18 protein-coding genes and 1 pseudogene are annotated in these 18,632 nt (G+C 65.6%); 9 read left to right on the forward strand and 10 right to left on the reverse strand.

The window, feature by feature from the left end; genetic code table 11:
* The first annotated feature begins 53 nt into the window (after positions 1-53).
* Both G6027_RS02255 and G6027_RS19415 read left to right on the forward strand, forming a co-directional pair.
* Positions 54-1,778, forward strand: a complete 1,725-nt coding sequence (locus G6027_RS02255; protein ID WP_182635021.1) for a PEP-utilizing enzyme — start codon at positions 54-56, stop codon at positions 1,776-1,778.
* The gene (locus tag G6027_RS19415) at positions 1,775-2,791 is read left to right on the forward strand and encodes a zinc-binding dehydrogenase (protein ID WP_182635023.1); all 1,017 of its coding nucleotides are present in this window, start codon (positions 1,775-1,777) and stop codon (positions 2,789-2,791) included. Before G6027_RS02255 ends, G6027_RS19415 begins: the two co-directional genes overlap by 4 nt.
* Before the next feature lie 30 nt (positions 2,792-2,821).
* Here the strand turns inward: G6027_RS19415 and erm are convergent, their stop codons facing one another.
* From erm to G6027_RS02285, 5 genes are all read right to left on the reverse strand, one after another.
* Positions 2,822-3,601, reverse strand: coding sequence for a 23S ribosomal RNA methyltransferase Erm (erm, locus tag G6027_RS02265; protein ID WP_182635025.1), 780 nt, complete (start codon positions 3,599-3,601; stop codon positions 2,822-2,824).
* A gap of 184 nt (positions 3,602-3,785) precedes the next feature.
* Complete coding sequence (locus G6027_RS02270; protein WP_182635026.1) at positions 3,786-4,343, reverse strand: TetR/AcrR family transcriptional regulator; 558 nt, start codon at positions 4,341-4,343, stop codon at positions 3,786-3,788.
* A gap of 66 nt (positions 4,344-4,409) precedes the next feature.
* Entirely contained in the window at positions 4,410-6,020 is a 1,611-nt protein-coding gene (locus tag G6027_RS02275; RefSeq protein WP_182635028.1) for a GMC oxidoreductase, read from the reverse strand.
* A gap of 136 nt (positions 6,021-6,156) precedes the next feature.
* Positions 6,157-7,044, reverse strand: coding sequence for a dihydrodipicolinate synthase family protein (locus G6027_RS02280; RefSeq protein WP_182635030.1), 888 nt, complete (start codon positions 7,042-7,044; stop codon positions 6,157-6,159).
* A gap of 9 nt (positions 7,045-7,053) precedes the next feature.
* A complete protein-coding gene (locus G6027_RS02285; protein WP_182635032.1) occupies positions 7,054-7,446 on the reverse strand; it encodes a helix-turn-helix domain-containing protein in 393 nt (130 codons plus the stop codon).
* 124 nt (positions 7,447-7,570) lie between these two features.
* On the opposite strand from G6027_RS02285, the gene G6027_RS02290 reads away from it, so the two are divergent.
* A complete protein-coding gene (locus G6027_RS02290) occupies positions 7,571-8,425 on the forward strand; it encodes an NAD(P)H-binding protein (protein WP_182635034.1) in 855 nt (284 codons plus the stop codon).
* 96 nt (positions 8,426-8,521) lie between these two features.
* On the opposite strand, the gene G6027_RS19290 is transcribed toward G6027_RS02290, so the two are convergent.
* Entirely contained in the window at positions 8,522-8,644 is a 123-nt protein-coding gene (locus tag G6027_RS19290; RefSeq protein WP_277612285.1) for a hypothetical protein, read from the reverse strand.
* A 23-nt stretch (positions 8,645-8,667) separates the two neighbouring features.
* Between G6027_RS19290 and G6027_RS02295 the strand changes: the two genes are divergently transcribed.
* The 3 genes from G6027_RS02295 (at position 8,668) to G6027_RS02310 (ending at position 12,631) form a co-directional block, all read left to right on the forward strand.
* A complete protein-coding gene (locus G6027_RS02295) occupies positions 8,668-10,284 on the forward strand; it encodes a hypothetical protein (RefSeq protein WP_182635036.1) in 1,617 nt (538 codons plus the stop codon).
* Positions 10,285-11,756: 1,472 nt separating this feature from the next.
* Positions 11,757-12,011, forward strand: coding sequence for a hypothetical protein (locus G6027_RS18545; protein ID WP_241726737.1), 255 nt, complete (start codon positions 11,757-11,759; stop codon positions 12,009-12,011).
* On the forward strand, positions 12,008-12,631 hold the full coding sequence (locus G6027_RS02310) for a class I SAM-dependent methyltransferase (protein WP_182635042.1): 624 nt from the start codon (positions 12,008-12,010) through the stop codon (positions 12,629-12,631). Before G6027_RS18545 ends, G6027_RS02310 begins: the two co-directional genes overlap by 4 nt.
* Before the next feature lie 637 nt (positions 12,632-13,268).
* Here the strand turns inward: G6027_RS02310 and G6027_RS02315 are convergent.
* From G6027_RS02315 to G6027_RS02325, 3 genes are all read right to left on the reverse strand, one after another.
* Positions 13,269-13,598: a hypothetical protein gene (locus G6027_RS02315; protein ID WP_182635044.1), complete on the reverse strand. Its 330-nt coding sequence runs from the start codon at positions 13,596-13,598 to the stop codon at positions 13,269-13,271.
* 425 nt (positions 13,599-14,023) lie between these two features.
* Positions 14,024-14,581 (reverse strand): CAP domain-containing protein, encoded by a 558-nt coding sequence (locus G6027_RS02320; protein ID WP_241726749.1) that lies wholly within the window; start codon positions 14,579-14,581, stop codon positions 14,024-14,026.
* A gap of 115 nt (positions 14,582-14,696) precedes the next feature.
* Positions 14,697-15,497, reverse strand: coding sequence for a metal-dependent hydrolase (locus G6027_RS02325; RefSeq protein WP_182635065.1), 801 nt, complete (start codon positions 15,495-15,497; stop codon positions 14,697-14,699).
* 771 nt (positions 15,498-16,268) lie between these two features.
* On the opposite strand from G6027_RS02325, the gene G6027_RS18550 reads away from it, so the two are divergent.
* The 3 genes from G6027_RS18550 (at position 16,269) to G6027_RS02340 (ending at position 18,246) form a co-directional block, all read left to right on the forward strand.
* A complete protein-coding gene (locus G6027_RS18550) occupies positions 16,269-16,538 on the forward strand; it encodes a hypothetical protein (RefSeq protein WP_241726739.1) in 270 nt (89 codons plus the stop codon).
* A gap of 299 nt (positions 16,539-16,837) precedes the next feature.
* Complete coding sequence (locus G6027_RS02335; RefSeq protein WP_182635047.1) at positions 16,838-17,665, forward strand: hypothetical protein; 828 nt, start codon at positions 16,838-16,840, stop codon at positions 17,663-17,665.
* 239 nt (positions 17,666-17,904) lie between these two features.
* Complete coding sequence (locus G6027_RS02340; protein ID WP_182635049.1) at positions 17,905-18,246, forward strand: hypothetical protein; 342 nt, start codon at positions 17,905-17,907, stop codon at positions 18,244-18,246.
* 81 nt (positions 18,247-18,327) lie between these two features.
* Here G6027_RS02340 and G6027_RS18555 read toward each other — a convergent pair.
* Positions 18,328-18,632: pseudogene (locus G6027_RS18555) on the reverse strand (IS3 family transposase); the annotation flags it as partial.

Below are 18,632 nucleotides of genomic sequence, written 5' to 3' on the forward strand. Positions count from 1 at the left end.
CTACAGAAACTCGACCGATCTGACTATCCGGTCCCGGCAGAGACGAGAAAGACATGACCGAAGAACGCTGGCTGGTCGACACCGATCCGAGTGCACGCCTGCCCATCTACACGAGACTCAACGCCAGTGATGTGCTGTCCGATCCGATCACCCCGCTCGGCGCGGACCTGGGGTGGATCCAGAACATCCTCCCCGGATGGAACTACGGCTACGCCTTCCACGGCAGCTACTCGCTCACCGAACAACCGGATGTCGCGGCCTCGTCAGGCATCTTCTACGGACACCTGTACATCAATCTGTCGATGTCGCGGTTGGTCGGAATCCGCGGTGGACTCTCGGTTGAGCTGGTCGATCAGCTCTTCTACGGGGGCGACCCGGACATCCCGGAGTACGTCGGCCATCCCGGTGACGAGAACGCCGACGCCAGCGCGCGGCTGGCCGAGCGGAACGCCTGGATCATGTCCACCGAGTCGTTCCCTGAACTCGAGGAGGATCGGGTCCTCGCCGATCGTCTGCGGACCGAGCGACCCGATGTCTCGACGATGACCCCGGCGGCGCTGGTGGCACGGGCCCGATCGGTCATGCCACTCGAGCGCGCCGCGTGGCGCGGAGAGGTTGTGGCCACCAACGGTGCGGCGGTCGGACCGTCGGTTCTCGGTCAGCTCCTCGGACCCGATAACCAGGACCTCGTCGTCCGACTGGTCGGGTCCGCCGGTGATGTCGACTCCGCCCTGCCGTCCTACGCTCTCTGGGCGCTCGGTCGGATGGTGCGAGCCAATGGGCAGCTGACGGCAGCGTTCGACGAAGGGCTGGCGGACATCACGTCGCGGGTTCGGGGAATCGACCCCGACTTCGATGCCGCGTTCGCCCGATTCATCGCCGACTTCGGCTATCGCGGTCCCAACGAATGGGATCTGGGATCGGTCTCGTGGGAGACAAACCCGGAACTGGTGATCTCGCTGGTGGACCGACTCCGGCTCCAGGAGGACACCGCCTCGCCGACCGCGCGCTTGGCCGAGCATTCGCAGGAGACCGGCGAGGCGCTCGCGCAGGCAAGAGCGATCGTCGGGGACGACTCCGAGGCACAGGCCACCCTGGCAGCAGCGCTCGCCTCCGCTCGTCGTTTCGCTGCCTGGCGAGAGCGGGCCAAGTCGAACTGCATCAAGGTGCTTCACGAGGCCCGAGTCCCGTTGATGGAGCTCGGTAGGCGTCTGCACGAGAGCGGAGATCTGGACGCGCCCGAGTTGGTGTTCATGGCCGTGGACGACGAACTGGACCTGCTCGCGAGCGAGCCCCGGGCTCTCAAGGGTGTTCTCGCCGATCGCCACCGCGCATGGAAGGACCTGTTCGGCCTCGAACTGCCGACTTTCCTGGACACCCGCCAGCCGATTCCGCCGCTGGAGAGCCTGCGACGCAAAGGCGACAGCGCGGTCGTCCTCGCCGAGACCGGGGAGGTGCTCCACGGCTCCGGCGCCTCACCGGGAGTGGCGCGAGGCCGCACCCGCACCATCACGTCGATGGACGACCTCCGGAGTTTCGAGGTCGGGGAGATCCTCGTCGCGCCGCAGACCGACCCCTCCTGGACACCGTTGTTCATGGTGTCCGCGGCGGCCATCACCGATGTCGGAGCGATGGGTTCGCACGCCATGATCGTGAGTCGTGAGCTCGGGATCCCGTGCACGGCGGGTGTGCCCGGTGCCACCCGCCGCATTCCCGAGGGCACGCTGGTCGAGGTCGATGGAGCCAAGGGCACGGTCACGATTCTGGAGCTGCCGTGACGGCCCCAGCGGGCACGCGGACCCGAGCCGTCGTCCTTCGTCGACGCCCCTCGGACGGTCAGCCCCACCCGGAGAACTTCGAGGTGCGCGAGTTGGATCTCGCCGCACCGGGAAAGGACCAGCTGGTCGTCGAGAATCGGTTCATGTCAGTGGACCCGTCGATGAAGGGCCGGCTGGGTACCTCGGAGATGCACTACACCACCAACTTCCGGGAGGGACAGCCCCTCGACGGCTCCGCTATCGGCATCGTGGTCCACGGAAACGCGGACATCCCCGAGGGCTCGTTCGTGCGGCATCGGCTCGGCTGGCGAGAGCACGCGGTCGTGGACGCCGCGGCCGCCACGGTGATCGACCCACGTGGGGTGGAACTGCACCACTGGCTCGGTGTTCTCGGCCAACCGGGCTTCACCGCCTACGCGGGGTTACTGCGTGCGGGGGGCCTGCAGCCCGGTGACGACGTGTTCGTCTCCGCGGCTGCCGGTGCAGTGGGGAGCGCCGCCGGCCAGTTCGCGAAGCTGCTCGGTGCGGGGAGGGTCATCGGGAGCGCTGGCGGCCAGGCCAAGGCGTCGTTGCTGACCGATCGTTTCGGCTACGACTCGTCGATTGACTACCGCTCGGAGCCCGTCTCCGAGGGACTCCGACGATGTGCCGAGGACGGCATCGACCTCTACTTCGACAACGTCGGCGGTGACCATCTGGTGGCCGCCCTGCAGAGTCTGCGGATCAACGGCCGCGTAGCACTGTGCGGCATGATCTCCAACGGCGGCGCGGATCGACCACCGGTGGACCATCTCATGCAGGCGATACTCAAGAGGATCACGTTGCGAGGGTTCATCGTCCGAGATCACGAGGACCTACGCGCGGAGTTCGAAGATCGCACCGTCGGCTGGATCTCACGCGGAGAGTTGACGGCCGAGGCCACCATTCATCGCGGAATCGACAACGCGGTCGATGCCTTCCTGGCGATGCTCGACGGCGGCAACGTCGGCAAGATGCTGGTCGAACTCGCCTGAAGCCCGGCCGGGTCGACATTCCCGGGTGTGCTACCGGACCACCTGCCCCAGTGCCGCATACAGCGCAACCCAGTGATGCGCGGTGAGATCCTTGGGCAGGGCATTCGGTGCCACGCCCGCCCGGGCGATGACTCCCCGGACAGCTGATCTGCGCCGCGGGTGCACGACCGAGGCCAGGATCGCAGCGATGCCTCGGCCACGGCCGGTGAAGACGTCGTGAACGAAACGTCGGTATGCACTCCTCTCGTTTTCAGCGAGAAGAGGACGAGGCCTCCGGGACAGGACGAGCAACGCTCCGTCGACGGTCGGCTCCGGCCGGAAGGCCCGGCGGGTCACCCGGCGATGCAGCGTGAACTCGATCCACGGCCACCACTGCGCGGTCATCATGGTTGCGCCCCCGACGCCTGCTCGGCGTCGCGCGACCTCCCACTGGACCACCAGGACGGCCGTCGTCGTGGACGAGGAGTGGAGTAGTTTGCGCAGAATCGAGGTGGTGAGGTGGAACGGGAGGTTGCCCACGACCACATGGGGAGTCGTCGGCAACGGCCACCGCACGAAGTCCGCGTGCACCAGATTTACGTCTGTAGCGAGTGAACCCTGTAGGTGCTCGACCGTTCGGGCGTCGATCTCCACCGCGGTGAGTGGGCGACCCAGTGTCTGCAACGGGGTGGTCAGTGCACCCCGGCCGGGCCCGATCTCGATGATCGGCCCGGAGGTGTCGTCGACGATGTCGATGATCTCGTCGACGACGGTGGTGTCGGTGAGGAAGTTCTGGCCGTGCTCGTGTCGGCCGCCCCGGTAGGTGGGCATGTGAAGACGCTCCGAATGAAGAGAGTGCGCCCGGGCATGCAGAAGCGCCGCCCGGCTGGACCGCGGAGCGGCGGAAGCGTCCTACAGGAGGGAATCCGCCGCTAGAAGCGACGGTCCCGAATCAGGGTCTGGAAGCAAGCCATGACGGGGAGTGTATCGGACTCTCCGGGCGTAGTTCCCGCGATCACTCCCGGTGGAGCGGTCCCAGGACGGGCGCCATCCACCCGGAGATGAACGCGCGCAGCTCGTCGTCGGGACGGGAGGCAGGGTCGTCCAGGCAGAGCACCGACCAGCCGACGTGCACGGCGATGTCAGCCAGGTTATCCACCCTGCCCTCGAGCTCAGGGAAGCGCTCGACGGCGGGAGAGAGCAGTGCCACCGCGTAGTCACGCGCGCGGCGGGCCGCTCCCGGGTCGAAGATCGGGTTGGCCGTTCCGGACAGCGTGAGCCCCCGGAGCAACGGATCGCCGAGGACGTGGTGACGCGCCTGGATCATCATCTCGACGAACATTTCCAATGGCGACCCGGTCGACTCCATCAATTCGGCGAATGCCCCGGTCAGCGAGGTCAGCCGGTCGGAGACGGCCTGGGACACCAACTCTTCCCGGGTCCCGAAGATCGAATGGACGGTCTGCCGACTCACTCCCGCACGCCTGGCCACTCCGGCGACGCTCACGGCAGTGAAGCCCGACTCCCCGATCACGGCTCGGGTGGCCTCGAGGATGATCTCCCGGGATCGCACCCGTCCACTATCCGCCAGCGCCGGGCCGCGTGTCGACGCATGGGGATCCTGCGCTCGGGTTGGTGCTTAGAAGACCTGGCCGACGTCGTGTCTGACGATCCTGTCGAGAGCGCGTTCGGCGATAGCGGCGATGGTGAGCGACGGGTTGCAGGCGGCGGTGGTGCCGGGGATGAGGGCTCCGTCGATCACGTACAGACCGCGTTGGCCCATGACGCGTCCTTCCAGGTCACAGACCCGGTCCATGGCGGCCCCGCCGAGGGGATGCCAGGTGGAGTTGAGTAGTTCATTGGTGTCGGTCAGGTGGCCGGACTCTCCGACGATCGTCCGCGCCGTACGCGAGATGTGCTGGTGAATGATGTGACCGTCACCGTGGGCGGGCCACTCGATGACTCCGCGGTCTTGGACGGGGTCGTACACGATCCGACCGCGGTCCGCGCTCACGCCGTAACCCACGAGCACAGTGCTGTGGATCGGCACCCCGACGGAGGGCAGCGAGGCCTGGATCACGGTGTGAGCCGAGGTCGGGTCCTTCCAGTTGAGGCTGCCGTAGACCACAGGGCCTCCCTGCTCGGCGGGGAACCCAGCCGTGGGATCGGTCCAGATGTAGATCCGATCGGCGTTGGTGCCCCACCCTTCGCCGATCGCATCGGGCAGGTCGGTCACCGCGCCGTTCGCGTCAGCACGGCCGAGGAGGGTCGAGGTGTTGACCGATCCTGCGGCCAGGATCAGCGCCGATGCGCGCAGGGTGAGCGTCCTCAAGAGGTTCCCGCCGAGGTCGAGCACATGCACGTCGAGTTCCCAGGAACCGTCCGGTGCGCGGCGCATCGCACGCACATCGTGGAGCGGCCGCACATCGACCAGTCCGGTCGCCTCCGCCTGGGCGAGGTAGGTGACGTCAACAGAGTTCTTACCTCCGTTGTTGACCCCCAGAGAGCTGTCGCCATTGGTGAACGACGGCCTCATCTCACCCCGCAGCTCGGCAAGGGCATACTCCCAGTCGATCGGCATGGGGATCTTGCTGACCGGCAGACCGGAGTCCCGGGCCCGCTGGGCGAAATGCCGGGAGGCCGCGTACTGGGGCGACTCGATGAGGTCGTCGGGAGCCTCGGCGAGCCGGAGCATCCGGGCCACACGCGGGAAGTACTCCCGGTCCATCTCGGGCCAGTCGATCGCGCCGGGAAACCACTCGGAGAAGAGCTCCTCGGTGGGCTGGAGTGACATGCCCTGATATATCAGTGATCCGCCTCCCACTCCCGTGGGCAGGACCGCCGTCATGTTGTCGCCCACCGACGCCTCGAGCAAGCCGGTGTAGCGGGGCAGGTCGACCGGGCGACCGAACACCTCGGCGGCGCCACCGAACCAGAGCGCGCGCTCATCGGGGGAGGTCGCACTGGGGAACGTGTCGGAGTTCGGACCGGCCGGCCAACGCCTTCCACGTTCGAGGACCACGACGGGCACCCCTGCCTGGGCCAGTCGCAGAGCGGAGACGCCGCCACCGAACCCGCTGCCCACCACCAGGACACGGTGCTCCTCCACCTCATGGGGAATCCGTCCAGTGGCAGACACCGGGACGGAGTGGTCACCCGCCCGAGCTGCCGCGGAGTGCGCGGTGGCGGCCGCCGCGATGCCGGCCGCGGCCACCGAACCCAGGAAGCCCCGACGGGAGAGTAAGTGCATTGGTTCCTCGAGTTCTCATCGGAAGTGACGGGCGCCACTCACCCCGGGAAAACTAGACACTTGCTCTCAACCTGTCAAGATCTTCGATTGGCCCAGAGACTGCCGGGCTATCGGGCGGACGGAATCGTCGTCGTCGTCACCGGGCCGCGGTGAGACGTGGCAGCAACGCCTGGAGTTCGGCTATCGGGGCATCGGCGAGCGGACGCACGGGACGGCGCACCGCGACCGTGTCCGTCAGGCCGAGGAGGAACGCGAGTTGGGCGGCCACCCGGTAGCTGCCGTACCGGGCGAACAGTCCCCACAACGGAGCGAGCTGAGCCGCGATCGCGTCGGCTTCCGCCCTGTCACCGCGCTGGGCCGCACGCGTCAGAGCCACCGCGGGCCCAGGAAGCGTGCCGCCGACGACGGAATACCAGACGTCAGCGCCACCGAGGAGCGCGTCTCGGGCGAACGCGTCACCGCTGACTCCCAGCGTCACGTCTTCGGGCACTGCCTGCCGGAGGACGCCCAACCGATCGGTGAACGCCGGCACCGGGGCGCCGGGCAGCTTGATCGATCGCACCTGCGGGAGCGCAGCGACATGCTCGTGCATTGAATCGGTGAACGTGACGTGCGTCGTGCCGGGGTTGTCGTACACGCAGATCGGCACCGAAGACCGCGCGGCGACGTCCTCGAAGAACCCGACCACCTCCTCGTCCGTCAGCGGTTGATAGGTCATCGCCGAGACCAACAGGCCGGACGCGCCCGCCGCCTGCGCGGCATCGACGTTGCGGAACACGTCGGACAACGTCAGTGCCCCGACTCCGATGATCACCGGCACGTCGCCCGCGGCCGACACAACCGCCCGCGCTGCTTGCGCCCGTTCTGCCGTGGAGAGATACGGGTACGACCCGGTAGAACCGAGCGCCCCTATCGAATCGACGCCCGCGCCCACCAGCCCCTCAACGATTCTGGACAGCCTGCCGGAGTCCACACCACTATCGCTCAGAGGAGTAACCGGGAACGCGCTCAAGCCAGTGAACATGGCTCCACGCTAATCAGCGACGCGAGTAACGGCGGACGCCGAACCGAGTTCTCTGTTCGAGACGAAGATCATCAGGGCCAGGAGCCGCTCGGTGAGCTCCACACCGTCCGGAGTCAGCGAGTACTCGACATGCGGCGGCACAACCGGCCTGGCATCTCGGTGGACGTATCCGTCTGCCTCGAGGTTGCGGAGGGTCTGGGACAGCATCTTGTCCGTGATGCCGGAGGCCCGGTGGCGCAGCTCATTCCAGCGCAGCGGCTCGCCGTCGGAGAGCGCCGCCAGCAGCAACGGCGCCCACCTGCTGGTGACCCGGCTCAGTGCCTCACGGGTCGGGCAATTCTGGGTGTAGACGCCCTCGCCGAAGGCGGCAGCCAGCTGGAGCGAGCTTTCACTAACTTTCATACCAGTACCTTACTTAAAGGTGGGTACAGGTGATCGGAAACAGTTTGCGACAACTGGTGGTTAGTAGTCGCGTCAGACAGTTGACGTCCATCGGTCGACAGACCCAGTACCCAGGAGAAACATCGTGACCTACCTCGTGACCGGCGCCGCCGGCAATCTCGGAGCCCTCGCCGTCGAAGCGCTGCTCGACCGGGGCGTCGCTCCCGGCGACATCGTCGCCACCGCCCGCGAGACCGACCGACTGAGTGGCGTCGCGGCACGTGGCGTGGTGACCCGCCGCCTCGACTACGACGACGCTCCCTCCGTGAACGCCGCGCTGGACGGTGTCGACCGGCTGCTGCTGGTCTCGTCCAGCGAGATCGGCCAGCGGGCTGCTCAGCATCGCACCGTAATCGAGGCCGCGGCCCGGCACAGTGTCGAGCTGGTCGCCTACACGAGCGTCCTCCGTGCCGACTCCACCTCGTTGGGTCTCGCCACCGAGCACGTGCAGACGGAGCAGACCCTCGCAGAGGTGGGGATCCCGCATGTCCTGCTGCGCAACGGTTGGTACCTCGAGAACTACACCGAACAGATCCCCACCCACCTGGCGCACGGCGTGCTCGGTGCGGCCGGATCGGGCCAGATCAGCGGCGCCACCCGCGCCGACTACGCCGAGGCCGCCGCGGCCGCTCTGCTCGCCGACGACAGTGCCGGCAAGATATCTGAGCTGGCCGGCGACACGAGCTTCACGATGGCCGAGTACGCCGCGACACTGTCAGAGCTGGCCGGCCAGCCCGTGGCCTACACCGACCTGCCCCAGTCCGAGTACGCCGCAGCTCTGGCCGAAGCCGGCCTGCCGGCCCCCGTCGTCGAGACGCTCGCCGACATCGACCGGGCCGTCGCCGCCGGTGAGCTCCACGACGACTCCCGCTCCTTGAGCGCCCTCATCGGCCGTCCCACGACGACACTCTCCGAGGCTGTCAAGGCCGCGCTGGCCTGACTCGCCACCCTCCGCGGCCCGGGCCATCTGACCCCCAGCTGGTCCGGGCCCCGGCGACGAACGAGGAGTGCTGTCTCCGAACGGTTATGCCGATTGTCACCCGCCGCCCGCCGCACGCGCGTCCGGCGCGATGGTGGCGGCCATCTGGTGCAGGCTTTCGCGAAGCGCCGGTGCTCCCGCGGCGACCATCATCTGCCCGAGCACGTACGTTGAACCCACCAGCCAGTGCGTTGAGGGGGAACGTGGAGGAACACCTGGAGTCCAGCTACGGGTCGGGCGGTTATAGGCGGGTGATCCGATTCTTTCCCGATTATGGCCGCGACCACCCTCTGTGGGAGAGCGGGACCGACAAATACGCGATGGACCCAGAGGACTACGGGTTATCGGAATCGCTTGCACGACGATTGGCCGAGTGGATGAAACACTGGGAGTCCAATGTCGTCCCGGAGACCGGGTGGAGATCCGCTGAGGCGGCCGAAGAATCCGAACGAATCGCGGACGCACTGGTCGCTGATCTGCGCGTCGAAGTGTCCGCCTTCGCTGAGGTACGCGACGAGCGGAAACGAGCGGTTCACTCCCCTGACTCCACACCTCACCGCAGCACCCGGGACCACACGATCTCGATGTTCGTCTCCAGCGCGGTATTCATGGACGGTTCACTACCGCAGCTCTACGTGGGTGGCGTCATCAGCGTCTCTCTCCTCTTTGATACAGACGTCGACCAGGCAACCGCCGGCGTTGATACCTTCCACGTCACAGTGCGCCCCGATTACGGGAAGACGCCGCTTCTCGACCAGGAGGGATCGTTGCAGTGGCCGTTCGTGGTCGTCGGTGACGGTTGGACCGCCCGGTGGCTCCACCACGCGCCGTTCTCCGGCCGAGTCCGGTTGCCCGGGCGACTGTCCCCTGACTTTGTCCACGCCATCCCCGGACACCCACAAACCACGACCGGCAGGGTTCGGCGCCTACAACTGGTCGAAGAACAGTACGAGAGCACAGCTAGCGGGCGGCAACGCGTCCCGGGCACAGAGCGGGTCAGCGACCTGGACACCGAGTCCGACCACCATTGGCCCGAGTGGCGAATTCTCCCTGTCGACGAACCCTTCCATCCCACCGGGATGATCGTGGACCTCGATCTCGATGACGTCCCGGAAGCGACCGGCAGCTTCAATGCCGGGGCGATAGGCGTCCGCGGGACCGACGTGTGGGTCATGGACAAATCAAACCCCGTCCTCATCCATATCGACTCCGCTGATACGCCGCCACGAGTCACCGAGTATCTCCTGCCGCTGACAATCGAACCTCCCACCACTCTGTGGACGCGCAGGGTCCACGCCGTCCGCGACGGATGCTGGATCGCCGCTCAGGACGAGATTGTTCGCTGCACCCGAAATGGTCTGGCCGAGCTGGCCTTGCGACGCGTCTCGACCGATGGCGGTGACGACACCGTCGAGCTCGACAGTCGTCTCTTCGTCCTCACTTATCCAGGATTGTTGACCCAGATGTCCGAGCGATACGGCGTACTGCGTGGGAGCCCCGACCCCTTCTCAGTTCGTGAAGTGATAGACGATGAGCTGCTTTCGGTCACCGACGAACCCACTATCACCCGAGTACGAGCACGCGCCCACGACGAGCGAGCCGACATCGCTACTACTCCAGAGGGCACTCAATGGACGGCCGCCGGACGCGTCACCGTCAAACCTGCCAGCGGGATGAGTCACACGGTGGACCTGCACCCGCGGTCTCGGGGCCGAGTGGACTGGATTCGCCCCGACGCACATTCCGGACAAGGTGTCGATGAGATCGCCATCGGATCCTTTGCTCCTCTTTCGGGAAGGTCATCCAACAGGAGCTCTTAGAGCGCGGCTGGCAAAGAACTTGTCTACCCATAGGGCGGTTTCGTCAATCTGGTCTGTACAGCGATAGTCCGTGCTTCCCGGGGGAGACACGACTGGACCGGCCGGTCAGCGGGGCACACCCGTGGTGGCGGGTGACAGTTGCAATGCGGGCGGGAGGGGCCTCCTGCCGCGATGTGCAGCCTTGGACGCCAGGTTCACCTGGTCGACTAGTGGCGTGGGCCGGAGAATGTGCGTCGCATCGTCAGCTTTGGTAGACGCTCAGACTACGCAGACGGCTGACGGTTCTAGCGACATCTAGCGGTGGGAACGCCGAGGCGGCCAGGTGGTCGGGTACTCCCGGGGAATGGATCGTCAATGGGGCATCGAGGTCGTACGCGACGTCAACGAGATTGGCCAGGCGCTGTCCGGGTTCGCGACTAATACACGCAGGATGTGGAACGTCGTGGATGACGAGAGGTCCCCCGTCAGCGAGAAGGTTCAGGTAGTCGCTGGTCGACCACGGGCGCTCACATAGCGCGACGAAGGTCGTCACTATCGCCCGCGTTCCCATCGGCTGTGGGAGGACAGGCAGGCTTCGGTTCCCCAGCCTGAATGAGGCGGTCGCTGCCTCGTGCGACATGGGCGGTAGCCATCTCCCCGCGGTGAAGCCATGCTCGCTGACGGTGGCGACGGTGCGATGATCGACGCCCTCATCGAGATCAATCACCGCGAACCTGGACCGGATGAGATCTATGACAGGTTCGGCCGCAGCATGTAGGAGAGGATTAGGTAGTAGCTCGTCGGGCACATAGTTCGACGTAGCTACCACTCGAACCCGATGGGAACACCACCAGGTCAGCGCACGATGTAGGTAGATCGCATCCGCGACATCGTGAACGTGAAACTCGTCGAAAAACACAGCACTAGCCCGACCTGTCAGCGCTCGTACCGTTGTGTCCAGGTCGCGCCCGTGTCTGGGCAGCTCAGCATGGACTGCGCGGAAGAACTCTGCACAGTGCCACCGCACCGACTTAGGCACGCTCCTATGGACTGCGTCGAGCACTGTCGTCTTCCCACTGCCAGGGGGCCCGTAGACATACACGTCGCCGCGGCCGCCCATCGAATCCATCACCGCGCACTGGCGTGCGGTGAGCCTGATAGCGCCAGCCGACCGGGCCTTCGCCGAAGCTGTCCACATAGCCGAAACTCTAGCTTCCTAGAGGCTCCGGCGGTAGGCTGGACTCGTGCCCGAGCGACCATCCCGACGAGACCAGATCTGTCGTGCAGCTATCGCGCTAGCTGCACGGGGTGGAAGTCATGCCCTCACCCACCAAGCAATTGACGCAGAGCTCGGCATAGCCAAAGGATCGACCTCGTACTACTACCGCACCCGCGCCGTCCTCATCGCGGGCGTTTCCGATTTCCTCGCTGCGCAGTCGCGAGCGGTGTTCCACCACCTCGTTGCCCGACACGCAGGAGAGAGCCCGGACACCGTGATCGACGCCTACCTTGCCGACCTTGCCGCCACTCGGCGCGACCACGTTCGCGCACGCCTCGCCCTGATCCTGGACGCCGATTGCGGAGTCGAACAACGCACCGGGCTCGCTGAGTGCCTCTTCTCACTCGAAGAAGCAGTGACCCTTCTGCGCTCGCAAGCGCACCCGCAACCTGAAGTCGGCGCATCCGATCTACTTGACCGCCTCGAAGGCCACATTCTGCGCAACCTGATACTCGCTGGCCCCGCATGAACACGCAGTCACGCACACCACGCAACGCGGACACGGTGCACTCCGCCTACTCCGCCCGCGCACACGAGTACATCGACCTACTCGGCAACATCGACACGACGGCACCCCAGGACCGGGCGCTGGTCACCCGCTGGGCTCGCGGCTGCACAGGTCGCGTAGTCGACGTCGGTTGCGGTCCCGGCCACTGGACTGCTTACCTCACCGACGCTGGCGTCACAGCCGAAGGAATCGACCCAGTTCCAGAGTTCGTAGACCACGCACAGCGCACCTACCCGCAGGTGCGGTTCCGTCAGGGAACTCTTGACGATCTGGGCGACCTGCCGGACCCCTTGGGCGGAGTCTTCTCCTGGTACTCACTGATCCATCTCGCCCCCGGAGACGTGCCCGAGGCACTGGCGACGGTGCGCGCGTCACTAGCACCGGGAGGTCGCCTACTCCTTGCGTTCTTCGACGGTGACACAATCGAGGAGTTTCCCCATGCTGTGGCGCCCGCCTACTTCTGGCCCCTGACCACGATGATCGACACCGTTCACCGTGCAGGGTTCACAGTCACCCATCGGGAGCATCGACACGATCCCGGTCATCGGCCCCACGCCGCGCTACTCGCCTACCGAGACTAGGAGCCCAACGGTGTGCCGGGACTCGCCGTCGCCCTTGCGGATGAGAGTCGTGATGTGGTGGCCGTCATGGCGACCGAGGTGGAAAGCTGGACTCGTGGCTTCCGAGGACAGCTGCTACGCTCGCATGTTCCGGCGGCACGCTCATCCGGTAAGTGCATGGTCGAGACTATTGAGCGCACCGCTTCTGCTGATACCCCTGTGGACTCGCCTCTGGTGGTTGTACGTGCCGATCGGCGCGTGGTTTGCCATCAACCCCGTGATGACGCCGCCGGCTCACAACATGTCGTCGTTTGCGACACGGGCAATCCTGGGCGAAGAGTCCTGGTCTCGGGACCCCAGGTCCGAACCGATGGTCCTGGCCCTGACTGGCATGGCCAGTACATCGCTCGTGTGCGCCATGGTGGCCAGCTATAAGCGCAGGAAGACCGGTGCGGTCGCCTGCACCGGGGTCTTCGTGACGCTCACGTTGTGGCAATGGAGGCTGTGGGCGGACCGATTCTCGCGCGACACACGCCGGACTGACCACTGATCCCCGTCGCTGTCCGGGTGGTGGCGCCGCGCCGCACGCCGGCCGGCCCGTGCGCTTGCCCAGCCATCCGGGGTCGCAGCCCTCCGCGGGCGCTATCGCTGCCGCGGCCTACCTCGGCACGTGCTGATTTGTTCGGGCGAGCACCTTGGCGAAACCTGCCAGGTACTCCCTGCTGCATCGCGCGGCCTGCTGTTCCACGAGCTCGTCGGCAAGCACCTTCGGCACCGAAGATGAGTCGACGGCGAGGTGTTCGAGCGCCACAGCCGCGGCGACGGCCTGCCCTTCGTAGAAAGCCAGGTCGGGGAGGACCACCTCGAGGGCTCGCGACAGGTCGCCAGCAGCGCGCTCTTCGAGCATCGTGGTCACGGACGCCCGATACTGCTCGAAACGGTCCTGTGCCTCTTCGAGATCCCGTCGCAGGACAGATGGGTCAAGCATCGGCGCGAGGGTCGGTGCCGGCAGTATTCACGAGCGCTCCGGTCGGGTGGTTGACGACCAACTCCAGGTTCACACTGTCACTCTAAGCCCCCTTGAGTGACGATGTTCGGGCCACCATCGCACTCATACTGCGTCAGACGAACCCGACCCGACGGGCGCTCCCTCGCCGTCGCTCACGTCGGTCTGTGCGGAACTCTCGCGCGCGAGGACGTAGGCAATCAGCCCGCGGCAGTTCTCAACGGTGTCTCAACACGTCGAGGAGCAGGAGTTCCTGAGATCCGGTGTTAGCGAGCTAACACTCCATCTCGCCGGGCCCAGGGAACCGACTGGAGCTTTCCGCCAAGCTCCTCCAGGAAGGCGGTGCTCCGCCCTCTATCGAGGACTCAGCCCTATCGAGCGATTCGTCGTCGAGTTCTCAGCGCCGGCTACCTCTCCGCCATCGGAGTAGCAAAGTGCTGGACGTAAAGATGAGCCTCGGGGAGGCCCTGGTACGCAGCCGTCCGCAGGCAGACGCCCACCCGGGCGAATTCCGGGTTCAGGATGTTCTCCCTGTGGCCGGGACTCTGCATCCAGTTGGCGACCGGATCGGGTCCGCCCGTGCTTGAGTAAAATAGGTTCTCTGCAGCTGTGGAGTAATTGACACCGGCCTCACGGATGAATACGAACGGGTCGCCGGTGCCATCAGGCGCGTGGTGCCCCCAGTAGTCCCTCGCGATCATGTCGTCTGCTTTCGCGCAGGCACTGTCTCGGAGCTTCTCGCTGGCGTCCAGAGTCGGAATACCGTTCTCGCTCCGTTGCACGTTCGTCTGCTCTTCTACCGGCGACGGATCTGCCGGGGGTTCGACCTCAGCCTGGCGCCCCGAGTCAACCGACGGGAGTCCCCGATTCACCGCGGCATCCCACTCTGCGCAGCCGCTCACCACCATCGAGGCAACCAGAAGTAGCGGAGCTGCCGCGACCTTTACGACTGTCCCATTCTTCATCCTTATCACCCGATCTGAATGTACCGAAGCGTATCGAGAGAGCGGTCCATGACCGCGTTGCACGACTCGTGCAGGTACCGCGCTTCGTTCTCGCTCGTGGGTCAGCCCTCCGCTGTCAGATGAAGGTGCCGGCCACCCAGGGAACGCCGATCAGGTGCGGCGCCCAGACCACGCAGTAGGCCAGAACCACCGTGACGGCGGTAAAGGCAACGGCCAACAGTTTGTCGATGCCAGCGCCTGCGCGGATTCGCAGCGGCCCCGGCAGGCGGAAGTTCCACCATCGCTTGCCTCCGATACTGACGACGCCGCCGAGTAGAGGCACGCCCCGCTTGGTGAGCATGTCGCCGAGGATGTGCACCAGCACGCCCGTTGTGACGGCTGCGCCGAGCGCTGCGCTGCCAGCCGAGGCTGGCAGCGCGAACCACACTGCTACCGCAAGCGCCAGCGAGAGTCCGGTGACGTAGACCCAATCCTGCTTCTTGGCCCAGTTCGGTGCCAGGCCGCGGATGGCCAGGCCGAGCATGAAGAACAGCACCCCGATAGCGCTGTTCTTGCCGTACGCCGAGACGAGGGCAGCGGTGCCGGCACCCGCAAGAAGCGCGAACCACAGCGTGTGGGTCGCGGTGCGGTGCCCGTTGTTGATCCGGGCGTCCTTGCGAGTCATCGTCAGGTCGTAGATGGTCTTTGAGACGCTCTCAGTGATGTGAGCGAGGGCCTTCGAGGCCAGCCCGAAGCTGCGAGCGAGCGTGCTCTGCGGCGTATCGAGGTCCGGGAGAAGCGCCGCTCCGGCGGTGACCCCGGCGAACACGAACACCTCGGTCGCCGAGGTGGCCCCGCCCCATTCCACGGGGAGAAATGCCCCGATAGCCAGCCCCGCGCCGGCGCCGCTCATCGCGTGCGTAGGTCCCATCACCATGTGCAGCACACCTTACTGTCCCCTAACACTCGCCTCCGGATCCGGAAGAGAATTCCCAGACCAGAGCGCTTACGCCGACGATGGAATCGGTCTCCACTCGACCCGGGCACCGGTGAGGCGAACACTGACTGATCTCACGACGCCACCTGACTGGTTTCCTGGCCAGCCGTGCACTGGCAACCAAGCGGCATTCACTGACACCGAAGTGGCGGAACGACAGTCTGTACGCTCCAGGCCCACCAGCCCATTGCCACCAGTCTGTCAGTCGCCGAGTGCCACGGGTTTGGCAGGATCCGAGCCACTGACAGCAGGTGGCCACGATCTATGCGAGCCTCACCAACGCTCTCGCTGGGAAAGCGGGTCCTGATTCTGAGCCCCATTTTTGGGACGGCGATTGCCGCTCGGTACCCGATCGTTGCTGATGCGACTTCGAACGTTCCACTACCAAGGAACGGGGACGGTCGGTCGAGCGCGCGAGCCGCTCTGTCGATCAGCGGAGTGGGCGGAGTTCCAGGTCGACACGCTGCGGCGGCAAGGTTACCGGTGACAACATCTGCTCATGGTTCACGAAACGGGGATGGGGTAGCGATGCTCAGGCGGTATGCCGTAGGCGTTGGCGCTTGCACTGTAGGAGTTGCACTCTTGGCAGGGTGTGGCAGCGACGGTACGTCCGGCCCAGTGCCGACCGAGGCGCCACCGGTCGAGAGCACTTTCTCCTCAACGGCCCAGGCACTCGCGATCCCTGAGGAGGTGATCGTTTGTCAGCCAGGGATGGTCGACACCGCCCTCACTGTCGCCGATGTGCCTGAGTGGCCGGGCCCTGCGCCATCCGAGTTTGTGGAGCCGAATTATCCGTCGGGCCTATGCGGAACACTCACTGGACCAGAAGCGAAGGACGTATACGAGGCGGCACTCGAGCACCCGACTGCACTGCTGGAAGAAGGCCAGTTGGAAGAAGGCGAGATCCTGAGCGGTAACCCCGACGCATTGTGGGCGTCGAAGGGCATAGTCGTGTGGCTCGTCGTCGAACCCCAATGGTGAGACTCGATTCCTCCGCGAGCCGCTTGCGCGCTGAATCTCCACGGCGGTCTCGTGCCGGTTCCCGTCGCTAATTATCCGAAGCCCGGGCGGGATACTCTGAGTTGATGCGAGTTTCGCCGGATGGGACCTTCCATGGGCTGCGTGCGTCGCACCTATGCCGCGCGGCGTGCCGGGTTCCCGCGGACCCGGGCCCGTTAGATCGCCACTTTGTCGCGCTCCACCCGGTCATCGATTATCGGCCCTACATCTCCGCATCCCCTGACGTGTTCCCTCCCGGTCATCCGGGATACAACCAGGGCGTGGCGGCGGACCTGCAGATCCCGCAGGCTCTGCGGGACGAGGTCGAGGTTTGGATCAGCCAGTTCAAAGCTCATTTCGGTCACCTCGGTGACCGCCCTGTTGATCAGCCTGTGTGGTCGGACGGGTTCGACGAGATGGCCTGGCTCGACCGCGGCCACGCATTGGCGGAGCGCCTCGGTGAGCAGTATCCGGAGCACTTCGTGTTCTGCTGCGCGGAGAAGTACGTGGTGTGCGAGTTGGCGGCTGATCAGCTGGGTTACGTGTGCGCCCTGACCGGACAGATCACGCGTGAGGATGGCTGGCGGATGCCCGGCAATGAGCCCGATCCGGATGTGCCGGGGGAGCTGAAACTCATGCCGGAGTACGGGGTCGAGTGGGGCTTATGGGACGGGTGGCTGCCGTACCACCAGCCCCCTCGGCTCCGAGCCGGTCCGGGTCGCGGGGTTTTTCCGACCCCGCGCAGCCTCGGGCTCACCTCGCAGCTCGAGGAGCGACTCCGGCAGTGGAACGAGGACTGGCACCGCAGCTTCCTCGCCTACGGGCTAGATGACCATGGGACTAGCGCCGATCTCGGCCTGCCGAATGGAGATCTCGCCTTGCCGGAATGGGCCGACGATGTAGACCCGGCGGCCTGGTATCGCGAGGGCCACGCGATCGCCGCAAGCCTTGCCGATCAGCTCCCTGGGGTCACGGTGCGACTCAGGGCGATCCGATATGTGTGTGCCCCGCGCTTGCTCGACCTCACGCAGGTCTTCGGCGACGACGAATTCTTCACGCCGCTAGCGAGACGGTTTTCCGAGACACCAGAGGACGCTACCGGCCCATGAAGTGGACGTGCGCCAGGGCCAGCATCGAGAGTCTCACAAAACTGTAGTTTCTCGAGACGCACCCCATGGAATCGGACGACTGGAGATGTCCTGTGAACACGACACCGGATAATGTGAGCTCTACAGCCTCGATCCCGTCGGGGGTGAGGATCGCATCGTCTCCGGCTTGATCGCCACCGAGTACGGAGCGCGCCCGGTGAACGGCGATGACACTTCACTTGGGGAGCTACCGTCGGGCAATGGAGAAAGAGTCGGATCGGAACGTCTTGATCAGTGCAGGGTTCGCGGTAGTGGCGGCCCCGGTAGCGGCGGGCGTGATGGCTCTGGCGTGGAAGTTCCCGATCATCATGGTTGGCGTCAGCGGAGGCACGGTCGGGGATGCAATTGCAGCGGCTTTCTCGATGTTCGTTTTCATGACGCTATTCTCGTTTTTCATCGGGATCGCCGTGATCGGCATAGCAGGGGCCGGAGCGGGCATTCTAGTGAGACGTGGTCCCGCATTGGACGCCGTATTTACGGGTGTCGCAGTGGGTATTTTGGCTGCAATGGTGGTCGGGTTCGCAGGGGTACTCGGCAAGTGAGGGCAGACGTACCGGTTGAGCGCGCCAAGATGTCGCGATGAACCGCCCCAGGCTTCCCGCCGCTCCCTGAGTGGGCTGCAACTCTCGGTTGAGAGCGGCGTAGTAGCTCTGCTCGAACTCGACGGGCGAGACGTAGCCCAAGCTCGGGTGGAGCCGGTCATTGTTGTACCACTCGGCCTTGTACAGCCCGTTGGCCGTCTCCATGAGCGCGTTGTCGTACGCGTCACCGACATTCCCGATCGACGGGTCGATGCCCTCCAGCGCCAGGCGTTCGGCGAACGCTACAGATGTATATAGACCGCCTGCGTTCGAGTGGCTGATCAGCGACCTCGGCTCGACCGGGTGCCCCTACCGGTCACGTTGCCACAGCGCCGTCCGCAGCGGCG

The organism is Dietzia sp. SLG310A2-38A2, from assembly GCF_014145095.1.
Taxonomy (GTDB): domain Bacteria; phylum Actinomycetota; class Actinomycetes; order Mycobacteriales; family Mycobacteriaceae; genus Dietzia.

Bases quoted from the DNA above. Each gene is read 5' to 3' on its own strand.
- G6027_RS02255 (WP_182635021.1), top strand. From the start codon at position 54: ATGACCGAAGAACGCTGGCTGGTCGACACCGATCCGAGTGCACGCCTG.
- erm (WP_182635025.1), bottom strand. From the start codon at position 3,601: ATGCCCACCTACCGGGGCGGCCGACACGAGCACGGCCAGAACTTCCTC.
- G6027_RS02275 (WP_182635028.1), bottom strand. From the start codon at position 6,020: ATGCACTTACTCTCCCGTCGGGGCTTCCTGGGTTCGGTGGCCGCGGCC.
- G6027_RS02280 (WP_182635030.1), bottom strand. From the start codon at position 7,044: ATGTTCACTGGCTTGAGCGCGTTCCCGGTTACTCCTCTGAGCGATAGT.
- G6027_RS02285 (WP_182635032.1), bottom strand. From the start codon at position 7,446: ATGAAAGTTAGTGAAAGCTCGCTCCAGCTGGCTGCCGCCTTCGGCGAG.
- G6027_RS02310 (WP_182635042.1), top strand. From the start codon at position 12,008: ATGAACACGCAGTCACGCACACCACGCAACGCGGACACGGTGCACTCC.
- G6027_RS02315 (WP_182635044.1), bottom strand. From the start codon at position 13,598: ATGCTTGACCCATCTGTCCTGCGACGGGATCTCGAAGAGGCACAGGAC.
- G6027_RS02320 (WP_241726749.1), bottom strand. From the start codon at position 14,581: ATGAAGAATGGGACAGTCGTAAAGGTCGCGGCAGCTCCGCTACTTCTG.
- G6027_RS02325 (WP_182635065.1), bottom strand. From the start codon at position 15,497: ATGGTGATGGGACCTACGCACGCGATGAGCGGCGCCGGCGCGGGGCTG.
- G6027_RS18550 (WP_241726739.1), top strand. From the start codon at position 16,269: ATGGTCGACACCGCCCTCACTGTCGCCGATGTGCCTGAGTGGCCGGGC.
- G6027_RS02340 (WP_182635049.1), top strand. From the start codon at position 17,905: ATGGAGAAAGAGTCGGATCGGAACGTCTTGATCAGTGCAGGGTTCGCG.